We start from the raw sequence: 19,484 nt of genomic DNA on the forward strand, positions 1-19,484 counted from the left end.
CGAAGCACCATCAGGCGCCGACCACCAGGGCGTGGCGGCGGTGCCAGCGGCGCTCGCCGAGCGTGAGCAGCAGCTTCAGCGGCACCGGGGCCTCGCCCAGCACGGCGGCCCGCTCGGCGGGGGTGCACTGCCCGATGACCCACGGCAGCACGAACAGCAGGTGCGCCGGGCTGGAGCCCTTCTGGAACCTCTTCTCGCAGGCCGCGAAGTCCTTCGCCGACACGTGCGTGCGGATCACCGGGAAGACCTCGGCCTCCTCCTCGGCGATGTGCTCGTCGAGCAGGTCGGCCATGCCGGTGAGCACGGTGCCCAGCGGCGCGGCGGTCGCCCGCAGGTCGGCGCCGGGCGCGGCGAAGGCGGCCAGCGCCTGCTCGGCACGGGCGAGGACGGCGTGCAGTTCGGTGTGGTCCTCGGTGAGCGGCTCGAGGTCGACCGCGGCGCCGGCGGAGGCGGCGATCACCGGCCACAGGACGTCGTCCTCGCGGCTGTGGTGGACGTGGATCTCGGCGAGCACCTCGGTGGCGAAGTGGACGACCGCCCGGTGGCGCTCGGGCGGGCACGGGGCACCGGTCGCGATGCCGGTGACCGCCACGGCGAGGTCGCGGGTGCCCGAGCGCAGCGCCCGGTGGATGAGGGAGAAACCGGTCAGGTCGGCCTCGGGGTCGCCGGGGCGGCGGGGGGTCACGGGGAACGGCAGCGGCGGGGTCTTCGTCGTCATGGCCCCACCGTCGCCGGGACCGCTAGCGAGCCACTTGCCGGTGACTCAGCGGCCGGACGACGCCGAGGCGGCGGCGCACCACAGGTAGGCGGCGGCCGTGGACGACCGGGTGGCCGCGGCCCGCCGCGCCCGCGTCCGGGCGCGCGCGATCGCCCGCGCCCGCTCCACCTCGCGCACCGAGGTGACCAGCTCAGAGGTCTGCAGCGTCATGGACCGAACCCTGGTGCCCGCCGCTTGCGGCCGGCTTGCAGCGCGCTGGAGGCGTCCTGTCAGAGGCCGCGGGCGAGCTCGGCGAAGACGTCGGCGGCCGGACCGGTGCGGGCGAGCCGGTGCCCGGTGCCGGCCCACAGGTGCAGCCGGTCGGCGTCCCCGGCGGCCGCGGCGGCGGCCCGGAGCTGCCGCGTCAGGTGGTGGACCTCGGGGTAGCCGAGCGGGGCGGACGCCGAGTACCGCTCGAGGAAGCCGTTGCGCAGCCCGCGGGCCGGCCGGCCGGTGAAGGCGCGGGTGAGCGCGGTGCCGGGGAACCGCGGGTCGACCAGGGCCTCCCGGTGGGTGGGGTGCGCGCCGCACTCGTCGGTGCGCAGCAGGGCGGTGCCGGCGACGGCCGCCACGGCACCGGCCGCGACGGCGTCGCGGACCTGCCCGGCGGTGGCCAGGCCGCCGGCGGCCAGCAGCGGCAGGCCGGTGACCGCGCGGACCCGGGCCAGCAGCTCGGGCAGCGGCACCGCGGGCAACGGCCGCGCCGGGTCGTGGACGCCGCTGTGCCCCCCGGCGTCGGTGCTCTGCACGACGAGCCCGTCGGCACCCGCCTCCTCGGCGGCGCGGGCCTCGTCGGCGGCGGTCACGGTGACCAGCACGGCGCTGCCCGCCCGCCGGAGCGCCCGCACCACGTCGGCCGGCGGCACGGCGAAGGTGAAGCTCACGGCCGGCACCGGGTCGGCGAGCAGCAGGTCGACCTTGGCCCGCCAGCCGTCGTCCTCCCAGCGGGGGTCGGCGCCGGCCAGGTCGAGGCCGTAGGGCGCCCCCTCGCCGGCGATCTCGCGCGCGTACCGCCGGAAGTCCGCCTCGGCCATGGGTGCGGACGAGGGCAGGAAGAGGTTCACGCCGAACGGGACGCCGGCCGCCCGCACCTCGGCGATCTCGGCGGCGACCGCCTCGGGTGCCTTGTAGCCCCCGGCGAGGAAGCCGACGCCGCCCGCCGTCGCCGCGGCGAGCACCAGCGCGGGCGTGCCGGCGCCGCCGGCCATCGGCGCGGCGAGAACCGGCAGGTCCACGTCCAGGAAGTCGAGGGCGGCCACGCTGCAGGGTCCCACCGCGAGCGGGCGAGCGGTGGGGGGCAGCGTGGCCCTCCTAGGGTCGGCTCATGCGTGCCATCACGATCCGCGAGCCCGGCGGTCCCGAGGTGCTCGAGTGGGCCGAGGTCCCCGACCCGGTCTGCGGGCCGGGAGAGGTGGTCGTCGACGTCGCGGCCACCGCGGTCAACCGCGCCGACCTGCTGCAGCGGCAGGGCTTCTACCCGCCGCCCCCCGGGGCGAGCGACGTCCTCGGCCTCGAGTGCAGCGGGGTGGTCAGCGAGGTCGGCGACGGTGTCACCGGCTGGCAGGTCGGCGACGAGGTGTGCGCGCTGCTCGCTGGTGGTGGCTACGCCGAGCGGGTCGCCGTCCCGGCCGGGCAGCTGCTGCCCCGCCCCGCGGGGGTGGAGCTGGCCACCGCCGCGGCGCTGCCCGAGGTCACCTGCACCGTCTGGTCCAACGTGTTCCTGCTGGCCCGGCTGGGGCGCGGCGACACCTTCCTCGTGCACGGCGGGTCCAGCGGCATCGGCACCATGGCCATCCAGCTGGCCGCCCGCGCCGGCGCCCGCGTGTTCACCACCGCCGGCACCCCGGAGAAGCTCGACGTCTGCCGCGAGCTCGGCGCGGAGGTGCTGGTCAACTACCGCGAGGAGGACTTCGTCGAGCGGGTCCGCGAGGAGACCGACGGCGCCGGCGTCGACGTCGTCCTGGACAACATGGGCGCGAAGTACCTGGCCCGCAACGTCGACGTCCTGGCCGTCGGCGGGCGGCTGGTCTGCATCGGCATGCAGGGCGGCACCAAGGCCGAGCTCGACCTCGGCGCGCTGATGCGCAAGCGGGCCGCGGTGCACGCCACCACGCTGCGCTCGCGCCCGCCGGCCGGCCCCGGCGGCAAGGCCGAGATCGTCGCCGCGGTGCGCCACGACGTGTGGCCCGACGTCGAGCGCGGCGTCGTCCGGCCGATCGTCGACCGGCGGCTGCCGATGTCGCGGGCGGCGGAGGCCCACCGGGTGGTCGAGGCCAGCGAGCACGTGGGCAAGGTGCTGCTGATCACCGACGAGTAGCGGTGCGCAGCGCGGCGACGGAGTCGATCACGTAGCCGACCTCGTCGGCGGTGTTGTAGTGCTGCAGGCCCAGCCGCACCGCCCCGCCGGCCTCGTTGACCCCGAGCGCGTCGAACAGCTCGCGGGCGTAGTAGTCGCCGTCCCAGGCGCAGATGCCCTGGCGGGACAGCTCGGCGGTCACCTGCCGCGGGGTCATGCCGGCGACGCGGAACGACAGCGTCGGCGTGGGGTCGGCCGGGCGGCCGAGGACGTGCACGTGCCGCATCGCCCGCAGCGCGTCGTCCAGCCAGCCGAACAGCTGGCCCTCGTAGGCGGCGACCGCGGTCATCGAGGTGCGCAGCCGGTCCCGCCGCGAGCCCGTCGCCTCCCCGCTGAGCGAGGCGAGGTGGTCGACGGCGGCCGGGACGCCGGCCAGCAGCTCGAACGGCGGGGTGCCGGTCTCGAAGCGGTCGGGCACGCGGTCGGAGGCGGGCAGCACCTTGTCGGGCCACATCTGCTCCAGCAGCCCGGGGTCGGCGACGACGGCGCCGACGTGCGGGCCGCACCACTTGTAGGCCGAGAGGGCGAGGAAGTCGGCGCCGAGCGCGCGGCGGTCGAGCAGGCCGTGGGGGGCGGCGTGCACGCCGTCGACGTAGACCAGCGCACCGGCGGCGTGCGCGCGGGCGGCGATCGCGGCGACGTCGGGCCGGGTGCCGATCGCGTTGCTCGCGGCCGTGACGGCGACCAGGCGGGTGCGGGAGGTGAGCAGCCGGTCGTACTGCCAGACGGGCAGCTCGCCGGTCTCGATGTCCACCTCGGCCCAGCGCACCAGGACGCCGGTCTCCTCCGCGACCTGGATCCACGGCCGGATGTTGGCGTCGTGGTCGAGCCGGCTGACCACGATCTCGTCGCCGGGGCGCCAGGTGCGGGCCAGCGTGCGGGCGAAGCGGTAGGTCAGCGTGGTCATGTTGCCGCCCAGGACGACGCCGCCGGCGACCCCGCCCACGAGGTCGGCGACCGCGGAGCGGGCCGCGGTGACGATCGCCTCGGCCCGGCCCGACGCGGGGAAGACCCCGCCCCGGTTGGCGACCGGCATGCGCAATGCGTGGGCCACCGCGCGGGCCACGCTCTCGGGCACCAGCGTGCCGGCCGGGCCGTCGGTGTGCACGAAGCCGTCGGCGAGTGCGGGGAAGAGACCGCGCACCCGCGCGACGTCGAGCCGGGCCTCCCCCACGCCCGCAGACTAGTGCGCCACGGTCTTCCGGTGACCGCCCGTTCCGGTGCCCGGCGGTTCCCCGGCCACCGGCGTGGCGGTCGCCGGCACGAGGCAGGATGGGGGGCATGACCGCACCCGGGAACGGCAGCGAGCGTCCGCAGCAGATCGTCGTGGTGGGCCCCGACGGGCGTCCGGTCGGCGCGGTGCCGATGCCGGTGGCCGCCGAGGGGCAGGACGGCGGCGAGCTCCCCGAGGGCGCGCAGGGCGTCGCGGCCATGGTCGAGGAGCCGGCCAAGGTCATGCGGATCGGCACGATGATCAAGCAGCTGCTGGAGGAGGTGCGGGCCGCGCCCCTCGACGAGGCCAGCCGCAACCGGCTGCGCGACATCCACGCCGCGTCCATCCGGGAGCTGGAGGAGGGGCTCTCGCCCGACCTGCGCGAGGAGCTGGAGCGGATCACGCTGCCGTTCAGCGAGGACGCGACGCCCTCGGACGCCGAGCTCCGGATCGCGCAGGCGCAGCTGGTCGGCTGGCTGGAGGGCGTGTTCCACGGCATCCAGACGGCGCTGTTCGCCCAGCAGATGGCCGCCCGCGCCCAGCTGGAGGAGATGCGCCGGCGGGCGCTGCCCGGCGGCGCCCCGCAGCAGCCCCAGCCCGACTTCCGCCCGGGCGGCGGCCAGTACCTGTAGCCGCCGGCGTTCACCCGCGCGGGTGAACGTCGCCGTTCACGTTGCCGCAGGTGAGCGGCGGAATCACCGTTCCTCCCGACGGCCGGAGAAGCCGGCCCGAGTTGTCGGAGGCACGCGTGACCACAGATGGTTCGGCTACCACTCGCAGCACGCAGAACGGCATGGGCATCGCCGGGCTCGTCACCGGCCTGGTCGGTCTGCTCCTGTCCTGGCTGATCCCGCTCGTCGGGCTCGTCCTGGGCGTCCTCGGCGTCGTGCTCGGCGGCATCGGGCTCTCGCAGGGGCGCAAGCAGGGCCGCACGACCGGCGCGGCGACCGCCGGCGTGGTCCTCGGGGTGCTCGCGGTGATCGCCTCGATCGTCTTCTGGGTGATCGCCTACAACATCCTCACGTCGTGAGCTGACCCCCGGCCGGTCGTCGCCACGATCAGCCTCCCTGATCGAAAGGGGTCCTCCCCCACGCCGCAGCGTGGGGGAGGACCCCTTCGGATCAGGTGAGCTGATCCCGGCCGGTCAGACGGTGAAGCGGCCGACCGCGGCCTGCAGCTCGCCGCTCATCCGGGCCAGCTCGGTGGCCGCCCGCTGGGCGTCCTCCACCCGCAGGTTGGTCTCCGAGGTGCCCGCGGCCAGCCCCGAGATCGCCGCGGCGATGTCCTGCGAGCCGCTGGCCGCCTCGGCGACGTTGCGGTTCATCTCTTTGGTCGTCGCGGTCTGCTCCTCGACCGCGGCGGCGATCGTCGCCTGGAAGTCGTTGATCTCGGCGATGACCGTGCTGATCCGACCGATCGCGTCGACGGCGCCGGCGGTGTCGGCCTGGATGGCCTCCACGCGCTTGGAGATGTCCTCGGTCGCCCGGGCGGTCTCCTGCGCCAGCTCCTTGACCTCGCTGGCCACGACGGCGAAGCCCTTGCCCGCCTCCCCCGCCCGCGCGGCCTCGATGGTCGCGTTGAGCGCCAGCAGGTTCGTCTGCTCGGCGATGCCGTTGATCAGCTTGACCACCGTGGCGATCTCCTGCGAGGAGTCGCCGAGCTTGCCCACGGTCCGGGTCGTCGTCTCGGCGACCGTCACGGCCTGACCGGCGACCCGGGCGGCCTCGGTGGCGTTGTGCGCGATCTCCCGGATCGCCGACTCCATCTGCGACGAGCCCGCGGCGACCGTGTCGACGCTGGAGGCCACGTCACCGGCCGAGGCGACGACCGAGTCGGCCTGGGAAGCCGCGGTCCGCGCGTTGTCGGCGATCGCCTGCGAGGCGGCGTCGAGCTGGTGCGAGGCGTCGGCCAGCCGCGCGGCGGAGCCGCGGACCAGCTTCATGACGTTGCCGAGGGAGTCGAGCGTGTGGTCGAGCGAGCGGGCGACCTCGCCCAGCTCGGCGCCGCCGGTCTCGCCGGCCCGCACGGACAGGTCGCCGTCGGCGACCCGGCCGAGGACCTCGCGGATCCGCTGCACCGGCCGCATGACGCCCTGGGCGACGAACAGCGCCAGGACGACGGAGACGATCAGGCCGATCGCGATGATCACGAGGGTGAGGGTCCGGGCCGCGACGTAGGCGCTCTCCGCCTCCTCGGTCACCGCGACGGCGTTGGCGGCCGCCGCCTCGGTCGCGGCCGCGAGGGACTCCTCGATCGCCGCCTCCTGCTCGTCCATGGTCCGCAGCAGGCCCTGGATCTGCCGCGGGTCGGCCTCGAGGCCCAGGCTCTGCAGCTGGCTCAGCGCCGTCAGGTAGGTCTGCACCGCCGTCGAGAACTGCTCGAACGACGCGCGCGCGTCGGGCGGGAGTGGCATCCCGGCGACCCGCTCGGCGTTCGCCGCCAGCTCCTCGCCCGCGGCCGCGGCGCCCTGCTGGGCGCTCTGCACCGACGCCGGCGGGAGGCCGGGGATGGCGGCGCGGGCCGTGTAGGCGGACATCTGCCACCAGCCGGCCTCGAGCTGGCGCAGCCCGTCCAGCGGCTCGGCGCCCTCCTCGTGGACGCGGGCGGCCTCGTCGTTGAGCGTCGACATCCGGTCGATGCCGACGACGCCGACGGCCAGGGTGGTGAGGGCGACGACCAGGATCGCGCCGAGCAAACGGGCTCGCATGCCGAGCCCGCGCCCGGCAGTGGCGGCCGGCGCGACCTGGTCACCCCCTTCGGTGCGGGGTGCGGGCTCGTACGCGACGTCCATGTGCGGCCTCCGGTGGCAGCGGTGGGGGTGGTCACCCCACCTATCGGCAGCACCGGCTCGCCCTCGTCTCGGAGCGGGGGACAGTGGTGCGGACGTGGCGAGAGGTCGGTCACCCGGGACCACGGGCGGCCGACCTCTCGGTGGGACGGCGTCGGAAGCGGAAGCCGGCCACCAGGTCGTGCAGCCGAAGTCGTTGATCGCTCGCTGAGCACGGTGCCTCGGCGATGGCCCCGACCGCGCTGGACGTGTCCAGCCGGACGGCCTTTCCGCGGCGGGTGATGTCCTCGGTGGCCCGGGCGTCTTCTGCAACGCGCTCCTCGACCTCGTCGGCGACGCCGGCGGCGCCCTTGCCAGCGACGACGGCGCGGTCAGGGCGCGCCGACCAGCTGCCGCGGCGACGAGCGCTCCAGCCACCGGGCGATGCGGCCATTGACGTACTCCGGCCGCTCGAGCATCAGGAAATGGCCGACGCCCTCGATCAGCTCCGCCTCCGAACCCTCCCCGCAGTACTCCGGGACGCGGTCCACTTTCTCCTGCGTCATGCCGTGGCACCCGTCGTTCGTGCCGTGCAGGTAGAGCACCGGCTGGGGGACCCTGCTGCCCCAGGCGGCGATCTGCTGGGCGGCCCACTCCGGTGTGCCGAACCGGGCCGGGGGCGTGAAGGCCCAGTAGCAGCCGAGGACGGTGCGGAGGTGATCGGGGTCGGACAGGGCGTCCCGGACGTGGCCGACGTCCTCCGTGGACTCCAGCCCCGGTGACCAGTCGGCCCAGGTGTCGCGGATCCAGGCCCAGTCGTCCTGCCGGATGCGGTCCTCGACCACCCGCTCCATCTGGAAGTACCAGAAGTGGAAGCTCCGCTTGATCTGTGCGTAGGTTCCCGCGTTCTCGGCGAGGATCTCGAACGGCGGGATGTTCATGACGACCGCCCGGCCCCACACGTCGGGGGCGTGGGCGAGGGCTCCCCAGCCGGCCAGCGCGCCCCAGTCGTGCCCCACGAGCAAGGCATCCGGACCTCCGCCCAGGGCTCGTCCGAGCTCGACGTAGTCGGCCACCAGGACACTGCTGTGCACGTACTCACGCAGCTGCGGCAGCTCCGTCGGTGCGAACCCGCGCATGAACGGAGCGACGGCGTGGAAGCCGGCCTCGGCCAGCGCCGGCAGGAGGTGGCGGTAGCTGAACGGGGTGTCCGGGAAGCCGTGGGTGCACAGGGCCAGCGGCCCCTCCCCCATCTCCAGGTACTCGAACGTGAGTCCGTTCGCCGAGACGCGGCCACGCTGGAATTCGGTCATCGAACCGGCTCCTCCCGGTGTCGTGGGGCAGGCCGGGACGCCCGGTCGGTCACGACGCCGGTGGGGTGGTCCTCTCGGCGGGAGCGATGTAGGCGGCTGCGTCGCGGACCGCCTGGCGGACCTCCCGCGCCGGGAGGGCGGCCTGGCCCTCGCGGGCCATTGCGAGGGCCAGGCCACCTTGGCACCGGTGCTCCGCGGCCGGCGGCGCGCCCGGCCTCGCGATGCCCGGGGCCGGTGCGTGGTCACGCTCCCGCCACCGCTGCTGCCTCTCCGCAAGGCGCTGCGCCGGCGCGGTCGAGGGCGGCGGGGTCAGAGAGCGGCGAGGAACGCCGCGACGCCGTCGTCCTCGTTGCTGCCCGTGACGTCGGTGGCGGCGGCGAGCACGTCGGGGTGGGCGTGGGCCATCGCGACCGCCCGACCGCCGGCCTCGCGCACCCAGTCGAAGGCGGCGATGTCGTTCGGCATGTCCCCGAACACGACGAGGTCCTCGGGGCCGACGCCGTACCGGGCGGCCACCTTGGCCAGGCCGGAGGCCTTGGTGACCCCGGCGGCGCTGATCTCCGCCAGCGCCTCGTCCGACGAGTTGGTCACCGTGGCGCGGTCGCCGACGATCTCCTCGACGGCGGCGAGGAACGTGTCGCGGTCGAGGTCCTCGTGGCGGGCCAGCAGCTTGGCGACCGGCTCGCGCACCAGGTCCTGCAGCGGCGCGGTGGCCACGCCCGGCACGTCGACGTCCCACCGCGGGTGGTAGTCGGGCTCGTGCCGGAACTCCAGGCCGTACTCGACGCCGAACCGGGTGCCCGGCCGGCGGCGGCGGAGCTCGGCGACGACGTCCTGCATGACGTCGGCGGCGAGCGGGTCCTCGTCGACGACGGTGAAGGTCTCCAGGTCGAGCAGCACCGCGCCGTTGCAGCAGACGGCGGTGCCGGACTCCAGCACCTTGCGGATCTTGCGCATCCACCGCGGCGGGCGGCCGGTGGCGAGCACCACCGGCACGCCCTCGGCCCGCCACCGGGCGAGCTCGGCCACGGTCATCTCGCTGACCGTGTCGTCCCAGTGCAGGAGGGTGCCGTCCATGTCGCTGGCGATGAGCCGCGGCCTCCAGTCAGACATCCAGGACCGCCTCGAGGTAGCGCGCGACGCCCTCGGCGTCGTTGCCGCTGGTCAGCTCCGGTGTCGCAGCCCGGACGGCGGGGTGCGCGTTGGCGACGGCGACCGCCCGGCCGCCCGCCTCGCGGACCGCGGTGATCATCGGCAGGTCGTTGGGCATGTCGCCGAAGGCCAGCACCTCGTCGAAGCCGACGCCGTAGCGCTCGAGGGCCACGGCCAGGCCGCTCGCCTTGGTGATGCCCGGCGGCAGCACCTCGATGAAGCCGAGCCCGGCGTGGGTGACCGCGGCGACCGCGGGGTCGACCACCTTGTCGGCCCGGGCGAGCAGCTCGTCCTGGCCCAGGCGCGCCGAGCGCAGGAACACCTTGAGGACGGCGCCGTCGGGCAGCACGCGGTGGCGGGGCAGCAGGTGCGCCGGCTCGGGGTAGGGCCAGTCGAAGCCGTGCTGCACGCGCAGCGGCCGCCGGGCCTCGGCCTGCTCGGCGGCGTCCTCGACGGCGATCACCAGGTCGCCGGCGACCGCCTCGATCTGCTCGATCACCGCCATCGCCTGCGCCCGCGGCAGCCCGACGGTGCGCAGGACCTCGTCGCGCTCGAGGTCGACGACGTAGCCGCCCTGCGCGAGGACGGCGATGCCGCGGCCGGCCAGCGCCCCGCGGACGCTGTCGAGCAGCCGCGGCCCGCGGCCGGTCGCGCCGACGACCGGGATGCCGGCGTCCCAGCAGGCCTCCAGCGCCGCGCGGGTGCGCGGGCGGACCGTGCCGGCGGAGTCCAGCAGGGTGCCGTCGAGGTCGGTGGCGACCAGCCGCGGCCGCCAGCCGCCGAGGTCGGGCGGCTCGACGACGACGTCGGAACCGGGTGCGGCGTGCCCTGACGAGGGCAGCACGCCGGGAGCGCTCATGCGGGGACGGCCGCCGTCAGGTCCATGCCCGGGGTCAGCGCCTCGACGCCGCCCAGCCACGGCCGCAGCGCCTTGGGCACGTGCACCGACCCGTCGGCGCGCTGGTGCACCTCGAGCAGGCAGGCGATGGTGCGGGCGATCGCGCACAGCGTGCCGTTGAGGGTGGCCGCGGTCTGCGGCTTGCCGTCGTCCCCCCGGTACCGGATGTTGAGCCGGCGGGCCTGGAAGGTCGTGCAGTCCGACGTGCTGGTCAGCTCGCGGTAGGTGCCCTGGCTGGGGAACCAGGCCTCGATGTCGAACTTGCGGGCCGCGCTGCTGCCCAGGTCGCCGGCGGCGATGTCGACCACCCGGTAGGGCAGCTCCAGCGCCTGGAGGAACTCCTCCTCCCAGGCGAGCAGCCGCTGGTGCTCGGCGGCGGAGTCCTCCGGCCGGACGTAGCTGAACATCTCGACCTTGTCGAACTGGTGCACGCGGATGATCCCGCGGGTGTCCTTGCCGTACGACCCGGCCTCGCGGCGGAAGCAGGACGACCAGCCGGCGTAGTGCCGCGGGCCGGCGGAGAGGTCGAGCACCTCGTTCATGTGCATGCCGGCGAGCGGTACCTCCGAGGTCCCGACGAGGTAGAGGTCGTCGCGCTCGACCTTGTAGACCTCCTCGGCGTGCGCGCCGAGGAAGCCGGTGCCCTCCATCGCCTCGGGCCGCACCAGCGCCGGCGCGACGACGGGGGTGAACCCGGCGGCCACGGCCCGGGTGATCGCCAGCTGGGCGAGGGCGAACTCGAGCAGCGCGCCCGGCCCGGTGAGGAAGTAGAAGCGGGCGCCGGAGACCTTCGCGCCGCGCTCGAGGTCGATCGCGCCGAGGCCCTCGCCGATCTCCACGTGGTCGCGGACCGCGAAGTCGTAGGTGGGGACGTCGCCGACGGTGCGCAGCGTCACCGCGTCGTCCTCACCGCCCGGCGGGACGTCGGGGTGGACGACGTTGGCGATCGTCAGGTGCGCCTCGCGCAGGGCGACGTCGGCGGCGCGCTGCGCCTCCTCGGCCTCCTTGACCTCGGCGGCCAGCGCCCTGGCCCGCTCCAGGACGGCGGGACGCTCCTCGGCGGAGGCCTTCTTCACCGCCTGCGACGCGGCCTTCTGCTCCCCGCGCAGGTGGTCGGCGCGCCCGACGGCCTGCCGGCGGGCCTCGTCGGCCCCGAGCAGCCGGTCGACCAGCGACTCGTCGGCGCCGCGCGCCCGCTGGCTGGCACGGACGACGTCGGGGTGCTCGCGCACGAGCCGCAGGTCGATCACGATCCGATCGTAGGCGGGCCGCCCTGGCCGCCCCGCCGACCCGCGACCTCCCGCCGAGATCACGTGATCTCGGCGCACCAGGACGGCCGGCGGGCCGAGATAGCGGGATCTCGGCATGGAGGAGCGCGGGTCAGGGACACTGGGCCCATGCGTTTCCTCGGCGACCGGCCGCAGCACGACCTCACGTACGCCGACGTCTTCATGGTGCCGAACCACTCGACGGTCGGCTCCCGGCTCGAGGTCGACCTGACCACGCCCGACCGGGTGGGGACGACGATCCCGATCGTGGTCGCCAACATGACGGCGATCTCCGGCCGGCGGATGGCCGAGACGGTGGCCCGCCGCGGCGGTCTCGCCGTCATCCCGCAGGACATCCCGGTCGACGTCGTCGGCGAGGTGCTCACCTGGATCAAGGCGCGCCACCCGGTCTACGACACCGCGATCACGCTCAGCCCGACGTCCACCGTCGCCGACGCGCTGTCGCTGCTCACCAAGCGCGCGCACGGGATCGTCGTCGTGGTCGACGACGGTGTCCCGGTCGGCGTGGTCACCGACGGCGCCTGCCAGGGCGTGGACCGGTTCACCCAGCTCTCGCAGGTCATGTCGCCCGACCCGCTGACCGTGCCGGCCGGCACCGACCTGCCGAAGATCTTCGACGTGCTCTCCGACGCGCGGGTCAACGCCGCGCCGGTGGTGGAGGGCGACCGCCTGGTCGGCGTCATCACCCGCAAGGGCGCGCTGCGCTCGGCGCTCTACCTGCCCGCGGTGAACGACCGCGGCCAGCTGCTGACCTCCGCCGCGGTCGGCATCAACGGCGACGTGCGCGGCAAGGCCGAGGCGCTGCTGTCGTACGGCGTCGACGTCCTCGTGGTGGACACCGCCCACGGCCACCAGGAGAAGGCGGTCGAGGCGGTGCGCACGGTCCGGTCGGTGGCCGGGTCGGTGCCGGTGGTCGCCGGCAACGTGGTCACCGCCGGGGGGACGACGGACCTGATCGAGGCCGGCGCCGACGTCGTCAAGGTCGGCGTGGGCCCGGGCGCCATGTGCACCACGCGGATGATGACCGGCGTCGGCAGGCCGCAGTTCTCCGCCGTGGAGGAGTGCGCCGCGGCGGCCCGCGCGCTGGGCAAGCACGTCTGGGCCGACGGCGGCGTGCGGCACCCGCGCGACGTGGCGCTGGCGCTGGCGGCCGGCGCGGCCAACGTGATGGTCGGCTCGTGGTTCGCCGGCACGTACGAGAGCGCCGGCGACATGAACAACGACGGCTCGGGCCGGCTCTACAAGGAGTCGTTCGGCATGGCGTCGGCGCGCGCGGTCAAGGCCCGGACGTCGTCGCAGGGCGCCTTCGACCGGGCCCGCGCCGGCCTGTTCGAGGAGGGCATCAGCTCCTCGCGGATGTACCTGGACCCGGAGCGCCCCGGGGTCGAGGACCTGATCGACGGCATCGTCGCCGGGGTGCGCTCGGCCTGCACCTACGCCGGCGCCCGCACGGTCGACCAGCTGCACGAGCGCGCGGTGCTGGGGGTGCAGAGCGCGGCCGGCTACGAGGAGGGGCGGCCGCTGCCGACCAGCTGGTGAAACCCCTTCCGCTGGAGCAATTCGAGGGCCTGGTCGCCGACGCGCTCGACGAGGTGCCGGCCGAGCTGATGGCGCTGCTGGACAACGTCGTCGTCCTGGTCGAGGACCGCAACGAGGAGGAGCCCGACCTGCTCGGGCTCTACGAGGGCTACGCGCTGACCGAGCGCGGCTGGCAGTACGGCGGCGCGCTGCCCGACCGGATCATGATCTACCGCGAGGCGATCTGCGACGTCTGCGAGACCGAGGACGAGGTGGTCGAGGAGGTCACGATCACCGTCGTGCACGAGATCGCGCACCACTTCGGCATCGACGACGCCCGCCTGCATGAACTGGGCTGGGGGTGAGGGTCGTACCGTGATCGGCGTGTCAGAGACCGCGGGGAAGCTCCCGATCAAGATGCTGCACGACCGCATCCTGGTCGCGTTGCGCAAGGAGGACGGCGAGCGGCGGTCGACCGGCGGCATCCTCATCCCGGCGACCGCGCAGGTCGCCAAGCGGCTGGTGTGGGGTGAGGCGCGCGGCGTCGGCGGCAACGTCCGCCAGGTGAAGGTCGGCGACCAGGTGCTCTTCTCGCCCGAGGACCAGCACGAGGTCGAGGTGCACGGCGAGGACCTGATCATCCTGCGCGAGCGCGACGTGCACGCCGTCGCCGCCGAGCGCATCGAGGAGTCCACCGGCCTCTACCTCTGAGGCATAGGTACCTATACATGCGTTCTGCGGCTCGGAACGCATGTATAGGTACCTATGCCTAGGACGTCCCGGCCTGCTGGTGGCGGACGATCACCTCGGTCATCTCCCCGAGGAACCGGCGGACGACGGCGAGCTCCTCGTCGGTGTAGCCCTCCATGGCGGCCGTCAGGTCGCGGTTCAGCCCACCGAAGAACTCCGCCCCGGCGGCCATCGCGGTCGGGGACATCTCCAGCACCACCCGCCGGCGGTCGGCCTCGTCGCGCACCCGGCGCAGGTGCCCGACCCGTTCGAGCCGGTCGAGCAGCGCGGTCACCGACGCCGAGGAGAGGTCCACCGCCGCGCCGAGCGCCCCGGCCGTCATCGGCCGGCCCGCGCGGGCGGCGTCCATGATCGCCACGAGGGCCCGGACGTCGGTGCGGTTGAGCCCGTGCAGGCCGGCGAACCGCTGCCCGACGGCGTCGAGCTCGACGGTGAGCCGGCGCAGCATCAGGCTGATCTCCTGCCGCGCCGCTGCATCCACGTGGACTCCCCTCCCGGAATTGCCAGCAGTCTCACACCCGCCCTAACATCTCGATCGTCGAGATTATCGAACATCGAGGGATTCTCTCACCATGCAACGGCTCCGCTGGCTCCTCCCCCTGCTCGTCCTCCTCGTCTGGATCGGCGGCGCCGCGCCGCTGGGCAGCCTCAGCGGCAAGCTGACCGGCGTCCAGGAGAACGACACCGCCGCGTTCCTCCCCGACAGCGCCGAGTCGACCCGGGTCACCGAGCTGCAGCAGGAGTTCTCGACCACCGAGGCGATCCCGGCGGTGCTGCTGTGGGAGAGCACCGGCGGTCCGCTCGACGAGGCGACGCTGGGCGCCATCGCCGAGCGCGTCGGCGCGGCCGTGCAGGTGGCTGAGGACGCCGACGCGCTGGCCGGTGAGGCGTCCCCGCCCATCCCCTCGGAGGACGGCGAGGCGGTCCAGGCGTTCCTGCCGCTGACCCCCGACCTCGGCGACGAGATCGTGACCGTCGTCGAGGACCTGCGCGCCACGCTGCCGGTCGAGGGCACCGACTCGTTCGTCACCGGCCCGGGCGGGATCTTCGCCGACTTCGCCAACGGGTTCGCCGGCATCGACGGCCTCCTGCTGCTCGCCGCCTTCGGGGTCGTCCTGCTCATCCTGCTGGTCGTCTACCGCAGCCCGATCCTGCCGTTCCTGGTCATCGGCACCGCGGGGCTGGCGCTCACCGCCGCCAACGCCGTCGCGTACCTGCTGGCCGACGCCGGCGTCATCACCGTCAACGGCCAGAGCCAGGGCATCGCCGCGATCCTCGTCGTCGGCGCCGCCACCGACTACGGGCTGCTGCTGGTCGCCCGCTTCCGCGAGGAGCTGCGCCGCGAGCGGTCCAAGTACGCCGCCATGCGCACCGCGCTGCGCCGCTCGTGGGAGCCGATCGTCGCCTCCGGCGCGACCGTCGTCCTCGGCGTCCTCTGCCTGCTGTTCTCCGACCTCGCGTCCAACCGCGGCCTCGGCCCGATCTCGGCGGTCAGCGTCTGCCTCGCCGTCGTGGCCGCGCTGTCCTTCCTGCCGGCCGCCCTCGTGCTGCTCGGCCGCGCCGCCTTCTGGCCCTTCCGGCCAAGGTACGGGGTCGAGCCGGAGGAGGGCAGGGGCTGGCAGCGGGTCGCGGCGCTGGTCGGGCGCCGGCCGCGCCGGGTGCTCGCCCTCAGCGTCCTCGGCCTGGTGGCCGCGGCGGTGTTCGCGCCCACCTACCAGGCCGACGGCATCACGTTCTCCGACGCCATCCGGGGCGAGTCGAACGGCGTCGACGGTCAGGAGGCGCTGGCCCGGCACTTCGACGCCGGCACGTCGAGCCCGACGGTGATCATCACCCCGGAGGACGCCTGGCCCGAGGTCGCGGAGGCGGCCGCGGCCACCGACGGCGTCGCCTCGGTCGCCCCGTTCCCGGCCGGGCAGCCGGAGCCCCTCGTCGTCGACGGCCTGGTGCGGCTCGACGTCACCCTCGACGTCGCGCCCGACAGCGTCGAGGCGATCGAGGTCGTCAAGGACCTCCGCGTCGAACTGGACGCCGCCGACCCCGAGGCGCTGGTCGGCGGCGACACCGCCAGCAACCTCGACGCGCGGGAGAGCGCGGCGCACGACCTGCGGGTCATCGTGCCCGCGGTGCTGATCGTGATCACGATCGTGCTCGCCGTCCTGCTCCGCTCGATCGTCGCGCCCCTGGTGCTGGTGGGCACCGTCGTGCTCAGCGTGCTGGCCACGGCCGGCGTGGCGGCCCTGCTGTTCGAGAACGTCTTCGGCTTCCCCGGCAGCGACCCCGGCATCCTGCTGATCGCCTTCGTGTTCCTGGTCGCCCTGGGCATCGACTACAACATCTTCCTGATGACCCGGGCACGGGAGGAGTCCGCCCGCCACGGCACCAGGGACGGCGTCCTGCGCGCCCTCGCCGTCACCGGCGGGGTGATCACCAGCGCCGGCATGGTGCTGGCGGCCACCTTCGGCGCCCTGTCGGTGCTGCCGCTGCTGTTCCTGGCGCAGCTCGCGTTCCTGGTCGGCTTCGGCGTCCTGCTGGACACCTTCGTCGTCCGCTCGCTGGTCGTGCCGGCCGCCGTGGCGCTGATCGGCGACCGCACCTGGTGGCCGAGCCGGCTGGCCCGGCGTCCCGACCCGGAGCCGGAACGGGAGCTCGAGACGGTCTAGCGGACCGGTTCGTCACACCCGGCGCGTCGGCTGTGACCGGGCGCGACGGCGCCGGGCCCCTGGCCGCGATGCCGCGGTCAGGAGGCCTCCCCGGCGCGCACCCGTGCCAGCCAGCCCTCCGCGTCGGCGAACGCGGCGTCCCGCGCCGTGCCCGGGACCGGCTTGTTCTCCCGCTCGTCGGCGCGCGCGTACGAGCCGAGGAAGCGCAGGTCGTCGCACACCCGGTGCAGCGCGGCCAGCGCCTCCCCCACCCGGCGGTCGGCGACGTGCCCCTCGCAGTCGATCGAGAACGAGTAGACGCCCAGCCGCTCGCGGGTCGGCCGCGACTCGATCCGGGTCAGGCTGATCCCGCGGACGGCGAACTCGCTGAGCAGCTCGAGCAGCGACCCCGGGCGGTCGCCGACCACGGCCACCAGCGACGTCTTGTCGTTGCCGGTCGGCGCGGGCAGCGCGCCCGGCGGTTGCACGAGCACGAACCGGGTGACCGCTCCCGGGTGGTCGGCGACGTCGGCCTCCAGCGTGACCAGCCCGTAGCGCTCGGCCGCGATCGGGGCGCAGACCGCGGCGTCGACCTCGCCGTCGGCCACCGCCCGCGCGGCGCTCGCGGTGGAGGTCATCGGCAGGGGGGTGACCGCCGGCAGGTTCTCCGCCAGCCAGCGCGCCGACTGCGCGAGCGCGTGCGGGTGGCTGGCCAGCGACCGGACGTCGGCGAGGTCGGTCCCCGGCCGGGCCACCAGCGTCATCGTCACCGGCAGGAACACCTCGCGGGTGATCACCAGCGGCTCGCCGTAGGCCAGCCCGTCCATCGTGGCCGGCACCGAGCCCTCGACCGAGTTCTCCATCGGCACCAGGGCCGCGTCGGCGTCCCCGGACCGGACGGCGGCCAGCGCCGCGGGGACGCTCGGCTGGGGGTACCGCAGTCCCTCGCCCGACGTAACGGCCCTGCTCAGAGCCGCTTCGGCGAAGGTACCCTCGGGGCCGAGATAGGCGTACCGCGTCGGGTGCTGACGGGCAGGGATTCCGGGCACCCGGCGAGGGTAGTGCGGACGGGACGGGGCGGGTGCCTCACCCGGGGGAAGCCTCACTACCGGCAGCGCCGGCCGATCGCGCCGGCGGAGACCGTCGAGTGGAGGATGGCGTGACCCCCGGCTCCGCCCGAGTCACCGAGAGTGACTTGGAAGCTGCGCTGTGGCGTCTGCTGGCCGCCGGCGACCGCGACGAGACGTCCGCCTTCCTCGCCGGGCTGGACGACGCCGAGGCCGCGCTCACCACCGCTTCCGAGCCGCGCTGGCTGGCCTGGCGGCACGCCCTCGCCGCGCGGCGCGGCTTGGTCGAGTCCGACCCCGCGGCGGTCAGCGTCGCGGTCGCCGCCGCCCGCGCGGCGCTGGAGAAGTGCCCGCCGACCCCCGACACCGCGCTGGCCATGGCCTACCTGGCGCACGTGGAGGTCAGGGCCGACCGGTTCGACTCGGCGATGCTGCTGGCCGTCGACGCCAGCCTGCTCACCGACGGCCCGGCGGCGCGCACCCCCTCCCGGGCCCTGCACCAGGCGCACGCCTGGCTCTCCCGCACGCTCAGCGGCCTCGACCTCGAGGAGCTCGCCGTCGCCCACGCGCTGCGCGGGCACGGCGTGGCCCTCCAGCTCGACGACCTCGGCGACCAGTGGCGGCTGCTCCTGCTGGTCGCCCAGCAGCAGACAGAGCTCGCCCAGACCCTGCGCCGCCGGGGCGACCTGCACCGGGCCGGCGAGCTGGCCTACACCGCGATCGACTGCGCCACCGCCGCCCGCCAGCTGGACTGGGAGCCCTCCCGCGACGAGCAGGACCTGCTCGACGTCGTCCAGTCGTGGGCGCTGATGTGCCGCGACGACCTCGACGAGGCCCTCGGCCCCATGCGCAGCGCGCACCGGCGGGTGCAGCAGGAGGGCGGGGTCTGGCTGCGCGGCTACGCCGACCTCGCGCTCGCCCGGCTGCTGGCCCTGCTCGGTGCCCGCGACGGCACGACCGGGCTCGGCGAGCAGGCCATCGACCTGCTGGTCGACGCCTCCGGCGCCTTCGCGGCCGCCGGCGACCGGCGCCGCTACCGGCACTGCCTGCTGGAGCTGGGCCAGGCCACCGCCGCGCTCGGCCGGCCGGCCGAGGCGCTGCACTGGCTGGAGGCCTACCGCGCCGACACCGGCCGGGCGCAGGCCCGCGGCCGCGAGCTCTGGGCCGAGATGTTCGTCCAGCGCAGCCGGCTGCGGGAGGCCGAGCGGCAGGCCGCGGTGCTGCGCCGGCACGCCCTCGAGGACCCGCTCACCGGGCTGGGCAACCGGCGCAGCGCCGAGCGGCGGCTGGGCTCGCTGCACCACGGCGAGGCCCCGCTGTCGCTGGCCGTGGTCGACGTCGACCGGTTCAAGGAGGTCAACGACGAGGGGTCGCACTCCTCCGGCGACGTCGTCCTCAAGCGGGTCGCCGACCTGCTGCGCGAGCACAGCCGCACCGGCGACGAGGTGTACCGGTGGGCCGGCGACGAGTTCCTCGTCGTCCTGCCGACCGCGACCGAGACGCAGGCCCTCGCCGTCATGGACCGGCTGCGCGCCGCGGTGGAGCGGGCCGACTGGTCCGACCTGCCGCTGTCGGGGCCGGTGACGGTGAGCATCGGGGTGGCGACGACGCCGGTGGTCGACGGCGAGGCGACCGGCCCGGTGGGCTGGCGGGCGCTGTTCGACACCGCCGACCTCGAGCTCTTCTCCGCCAAGCGCGGCGGCCGCAACCGCGTGCGGGCCCCGGGCGGCATGCTCCCGGACGTCTCCGCGTGATCCCCTGG

At 74.9% G+C, this 19,484-nt stretch carries 19 protein-coding genes; 8 read left to right on the top strand and 11 right to left on the bottom strand.

Features of this window, described 5'->3' with window-relative positions; genetic code table 11:
- Nucleotides 1-10: 10 nt before the first annotated feature.
- The 3 genes from ACI797_RS18330 to ACI797_RS18340 are packed head-to-tail and all read right to left on the bottom strand — an operon-like array spanning nucleotide 11 to nucleotide 2,016.
- The gene (locus ACI797_RS18330; RefSeq protein ID WP_456860178.1) at nucleotides 11-718 is read right to left on the bottom strand and encodes a hemerythrin domain-containing protein; all 708 of its coding nucleotides are present in this window, start codon (nucleotides 716-718) and stop codon (nucleotides 11-13) included.
- 45 nt (nucleotides 719-763) lie between these two features.
- On the bottom strand, nucleotides 764-928 hold the full coding sequence (locus ACI797_RS18335) for a hypothetical protein (protein WP_456537613.1): 165 nt from the start codon (nucleotides 926-928) through the stop codon (nucleotides 764-766).
- Between the two features lie 59 nt (nucleotides 929-987).
- On the bottom strand, nucleotides 988-2,016 hold the full coding sequence (locus tag ACI797_RS18340) for a nitronate monooxygenase (RefSeq protein WP_456860179.1): 1,029 nt from the start codon (nucleotides 2,014-2,016) through the stop codon (nucleotides 988-990).
- 65 nt (nucleotides 2,017-2,081) lie between these two features.
- Between ACI797_RS18340 and ACI797_RS18345 the strand changes: the two genes are divergently transcribed.
- Nucleotides 2,082-3,074 (top strand): NAD(P)H-quinone oxidoreductase, encoded by a 993-nt coding sequence (locus tag ACI797_RS18345; protein WP_456860180.1) that lies wholly within the window; start codon nucleotides 2,082-2,084, stop codon nucleotides 3,072-3,074.
- Here ACI797_RS18345 and ACI797_RS18350 read toward each other — a convergent pair.
- Entirely contained in the window at nucleotides 3,061-4,287 is a 1,227-nt protein-coding gene (locus ACI797_RS18350; RefSeq protein ID WP_456860181.1) for a cysteine desulfurase-like protein, read from the bottom strand. The two genes, ACI797_RS18345 and ACI797_RS18350, sit on opposite strands and share 14 nt — an antisense overlap.
- Nucleotides 4,288-4,394: 107 nt before the next feature.
- On the opposite strand from ACI797_RS18350, the gene ACI797_RS18355 reads away from it, so the two are divergent.
- Together ACI797_RS18355 and ACI797_RS18360 are read left to right on the top strand one after the other, a co-directional pair.
- Nucleotides 4,395-4,958 carry a bacterial proteasome activator family protein gene (locus ACI797_RS18355; protein WP_456537609.1) on the top strand — a complete coding sequence of 188 codons (564 nt, stop codon included), beginning with the start codon at nucleotides 4,395-4,397 and terminating at the stop codon, nucleotides 4,956-4,958.
- Nucleotides 4,959-5,074: 116 nt separating this feature from the next.
- The gene (locus ACI797_RS18360) at nucleotides 5,075-5,356 is read left to right on the top strand and encodes a hypothetical protein (protein ID WP_456860182.1); all 282 of its coding nucleotides are present in this window, start codon (nucleotides 5,075-5,077) and stop codon (nucleotides 5,354-5,356) included.
- Between the two features lie 114 nt (nucleotides 5,357-5,470).
- On the opposite strand, the gene ACI797_RS18365 is transcribed toward ACI797_RS18360, so the two are convergent.
- The 5 genes from ACI797_RS18365 to serS all read right to left on the bottom strand — a co-directional run bounded on the left by ACI797_RS18365 (nucleotide 5,471) and on the right by serS (nucleotide 11,706).
- Nucleotides 5,471-7,117, bottom strand: coding sequence for a methyl-accepting chemotaxis protein (locus ACI797_RS18365; protein ID WP_456860183.1), 1,647 nt, complete (start codon nucleotides 7,115-7,117; stop codon nucleotides 5,471-5,473).
- A 368-nt stretch (nucleotides 7,118-7,485) separates the two neighbouring features.
- Complete coding sequence (locus tag ACI797_RS18370) at nucleotides 7,486-8,406, bottom strand: alpha/beta fold hydrolase (protein WP_456860184.1); 921 nt, start codon at nucleotides 8,404-8,406, stop codon at nucleotides 7,486-7,488.
- A gap of 309 nt (nucleotides 8,407-8,715) precedes the next feature.
- Nucleotides 8,716-9,519 carry an HAD family hydrolase gene (locus ACI797_RS18375; RefSeq protein ID WP_456860185.1) on the bottom strand — a complete coding sequence of 268 codons (804 nt, stop codon included), beginning with the start codon at nucleotides 9,517-9,519 and terminating at the stop codon, nucleotides 8,716-8,718.
- The gene (locus ACI797_RS18380) at nucleotides 9,512-10,417 is read right to left on the bottom strand and encodes an HAD family hydrolase (protein WP_456537606.1); all 906 of its coding nucleotides are present in this window, start codon (nucleotides 10,415-10,417) and stop codon (nucleotides 9,512-9,514) included. The genes ACI797_RS18375 and ACI797_RS18380 overlap by 8 nt, the downstream gene beginning before the upstream one ends.
- Nucleotides 10,414-11,706, bottom strand: a complete 1,293-nt coding sequence (serS, locus tag ACI797_RS18385; protein ID WP_456860186.1) for a serine--tRNA ligase — start codon at nucleotides 11,704-11,706, stop codon at nucleotides 10,414-10,416. The genes ACI797_RS18380 and serS overlap by 4 nt, the downstream gene beginning before the upstream one ends.
- Nucleotides 11,707-11,853: 147 nt before the next feature.
- On the opposite strand from serS, the gene ACI797_RS18390 reads away from it, so the two are divergent.
- Genes ACI797_RS18390 through ACI797_RS18400 form a run of 3 tightly spaced genes read left to right on the top strand, consistent with a single transcriptional unit; the run spans nucleotide 11,854 to nucleotide 13,974 of the window.
- The gene (locus tag ACI797_RS18390; RefSeq protein WP_456860187.1) at nucleotides 11,854-13,284 is read left to right on the top strand and encodes a GuaB1 family IMP dehydrogenase-related protein; all 1,431 of its coding nucleotides are present in this window, start codon (nucleotides 11,854-11,856) and stop codon (nucleotides 13,282-13,284) included.
- Entirely contained in the window at nucleotides 13,281-13,628 is a 348-nt protein-coding gene (locus ACI797_RS18395) for a metallopeptidase family protein (RefSeq protein WP_456537603.1), read from the top strand. Before ACI797_RS18390 ends, ACI797_RS18395 begins: the two co-directional genes overlap by 4 nt.
- A gap of 19 nt (nucleotides 13,629-13,647) precedes the next feature.
- Nucleotides 13,648-13,974 (top strand): GroES family chaperonin, encoded by a 327-nt coding sequence (locus ACI797_RS18400; protein WP_456860188.1) that lies wholly within the window; start codon nucleotides 13,648-13,650, stop codon nucleotides 13,972-13,974.
- A 58-nt stretch (nucleotides 13,975-14,032) separates the two neighbouring features.
- Here ACI797_RS18400 and ACI797_RS18405 read toward each other — a convergent pair whose 3' ends face one another.
- Nucleotides 14,033-14,494 (bottom strand): MarR family winged helix-turn-helix transcriptional regulator, encoded by a 462-nt coding sequence (locus ACI797_RS18405; RefSeq protein WP_456860189.1) that lies wholly within the window; start codon nucleotides 14,492-14,494, stop codon nucleotides 14,033-14,035.
- A 91-nt stretch (nucleotides 14,495-14,585) separates the two neighbouring features.
- Here ACI797_RS18405 and ACI797_RS18410 point away from each other — a divergent pair, with 91 nt between their 5' ends.
- Nucleotides 14,586-16,676 carry an MMPL family transporter gene (locus ACI797_RS18410; RefSeq protein WP_456860190.1) on the top strand — a complete coding sequence of 697 codons (2,091 nt, stop codon included), beginning with the start codon at nucleotides 14,586-14,588 and terminating at the stop codon, nucleotides 16,674-16,676.
- Nucleotides 16,677-16,753: 77 nt separating this feature from the next.
- Here ACI797_RS18410 and pheA read toward each other — a convergent pair whose 3' ends face one another.
- On the bottom strand, nucleotides 16,754-17,704 hold the full coding sequence (gene pheA / locus ACI797_RS18415) for a prephenate dehydratase (protein WP_456860191.1): 951 nt from the start codon (nucleotides 17,702-17,704) through the stop codon (nucleotides 16,754-16,756).
- A gap of 146 nt (nucleotides 17,705-17,850) precedes the next feature.
- Between pheA and ACI797_RS18420 the strand changes: the two genes are divergently transcribed.
- Entirely contained in the window at nucleotides 17,851-19,476 is a 1,626-nt protein-coding gene (locus ACI797_RS18420) for a diguanylate cyclase (protein WP_456860192.1), read from the top strand.
- The last annotated feature ends 8 nt before the right edge of the window (nucleotides 19,477-19,484 follow it).

This window comes from Geodermatophilus sp. SYSU D00691 (genome assembly GCF_054050275.1).

Bases quoted from the DNA above. Each gene is read 5' to 3' on its own strand.
- ACI797_RS18390 (WP_456860187.1), top strand. From the start codon at position 11,854: ATGCGTTTCCTCGGCGACCGGCCGCAGCACGACCTCACGTACGCCGAC.
- ACI797_RS18410 (WP_456860190.1), top strand. From the start codon at position 14,586: ATGCAACGGCTCCGCTGGCTCCTCCCCCTGCTCGTCCTCCTCGTCTGG.
- ACI797_RS18335 (WP_456537613.1), bottom strand. From the start codon at position 928: ATGACGCTGCAGACCTCTGAGCTGGTCACCTCGGTGCGCGAGGTGGAG.
- ACI797_RS18365 (WP_456860183.1), bottom strand. From the start codon at position 7,117: ATGGACGTCGCGTACGAGCCCGCACCCCGCACCGAAGGGGGTGACCAG.
- ACI797_RS18355 (WP_456537609.1), top strand. From the start codon at position 4,395: ATGACCGCACCCGGGAACGGCAGCGAGCGTCCGCAGCAGATCGTCGTG.
- ACI797_RS18330 (WP_456860178.1), bottom strand. From the start codon at position 718: ATGACGACGAAGACCCCGCCGCTGCCGTTCCCCGTGACCCCCCGCCGC.
- ACI797_RS18375 (WP_456860185.1), bottom strand. From the start codon at position 9,519: ATGTCTGACTGGAGGCCGCGGCTCATCGCCAGCGACATGGACGGCACC.
- ACI797_RS18345 (WP_456860180.1), top strand. From the start codon at position 2,082: ATGCGTGCCATCACGATCCGCGAGCCCGGCGGTCCCGAGGTGCTCGAG.
- ACI797_RS18380 (WP_456537606.1), bottom strand. From the start codon at position 10,417: ATGAGCGCTCCCGGCGTGCTGCCCTCGTCAGGGCACGCCGCACCCGGT.
- ACI797_RS18370 (WP_456860184.1), bottom strand. From the start codon at position 8,406: ATGACCGAATTCCAGCGTGGCCGCGTCTCGGCGAACGGACTCACGTTC.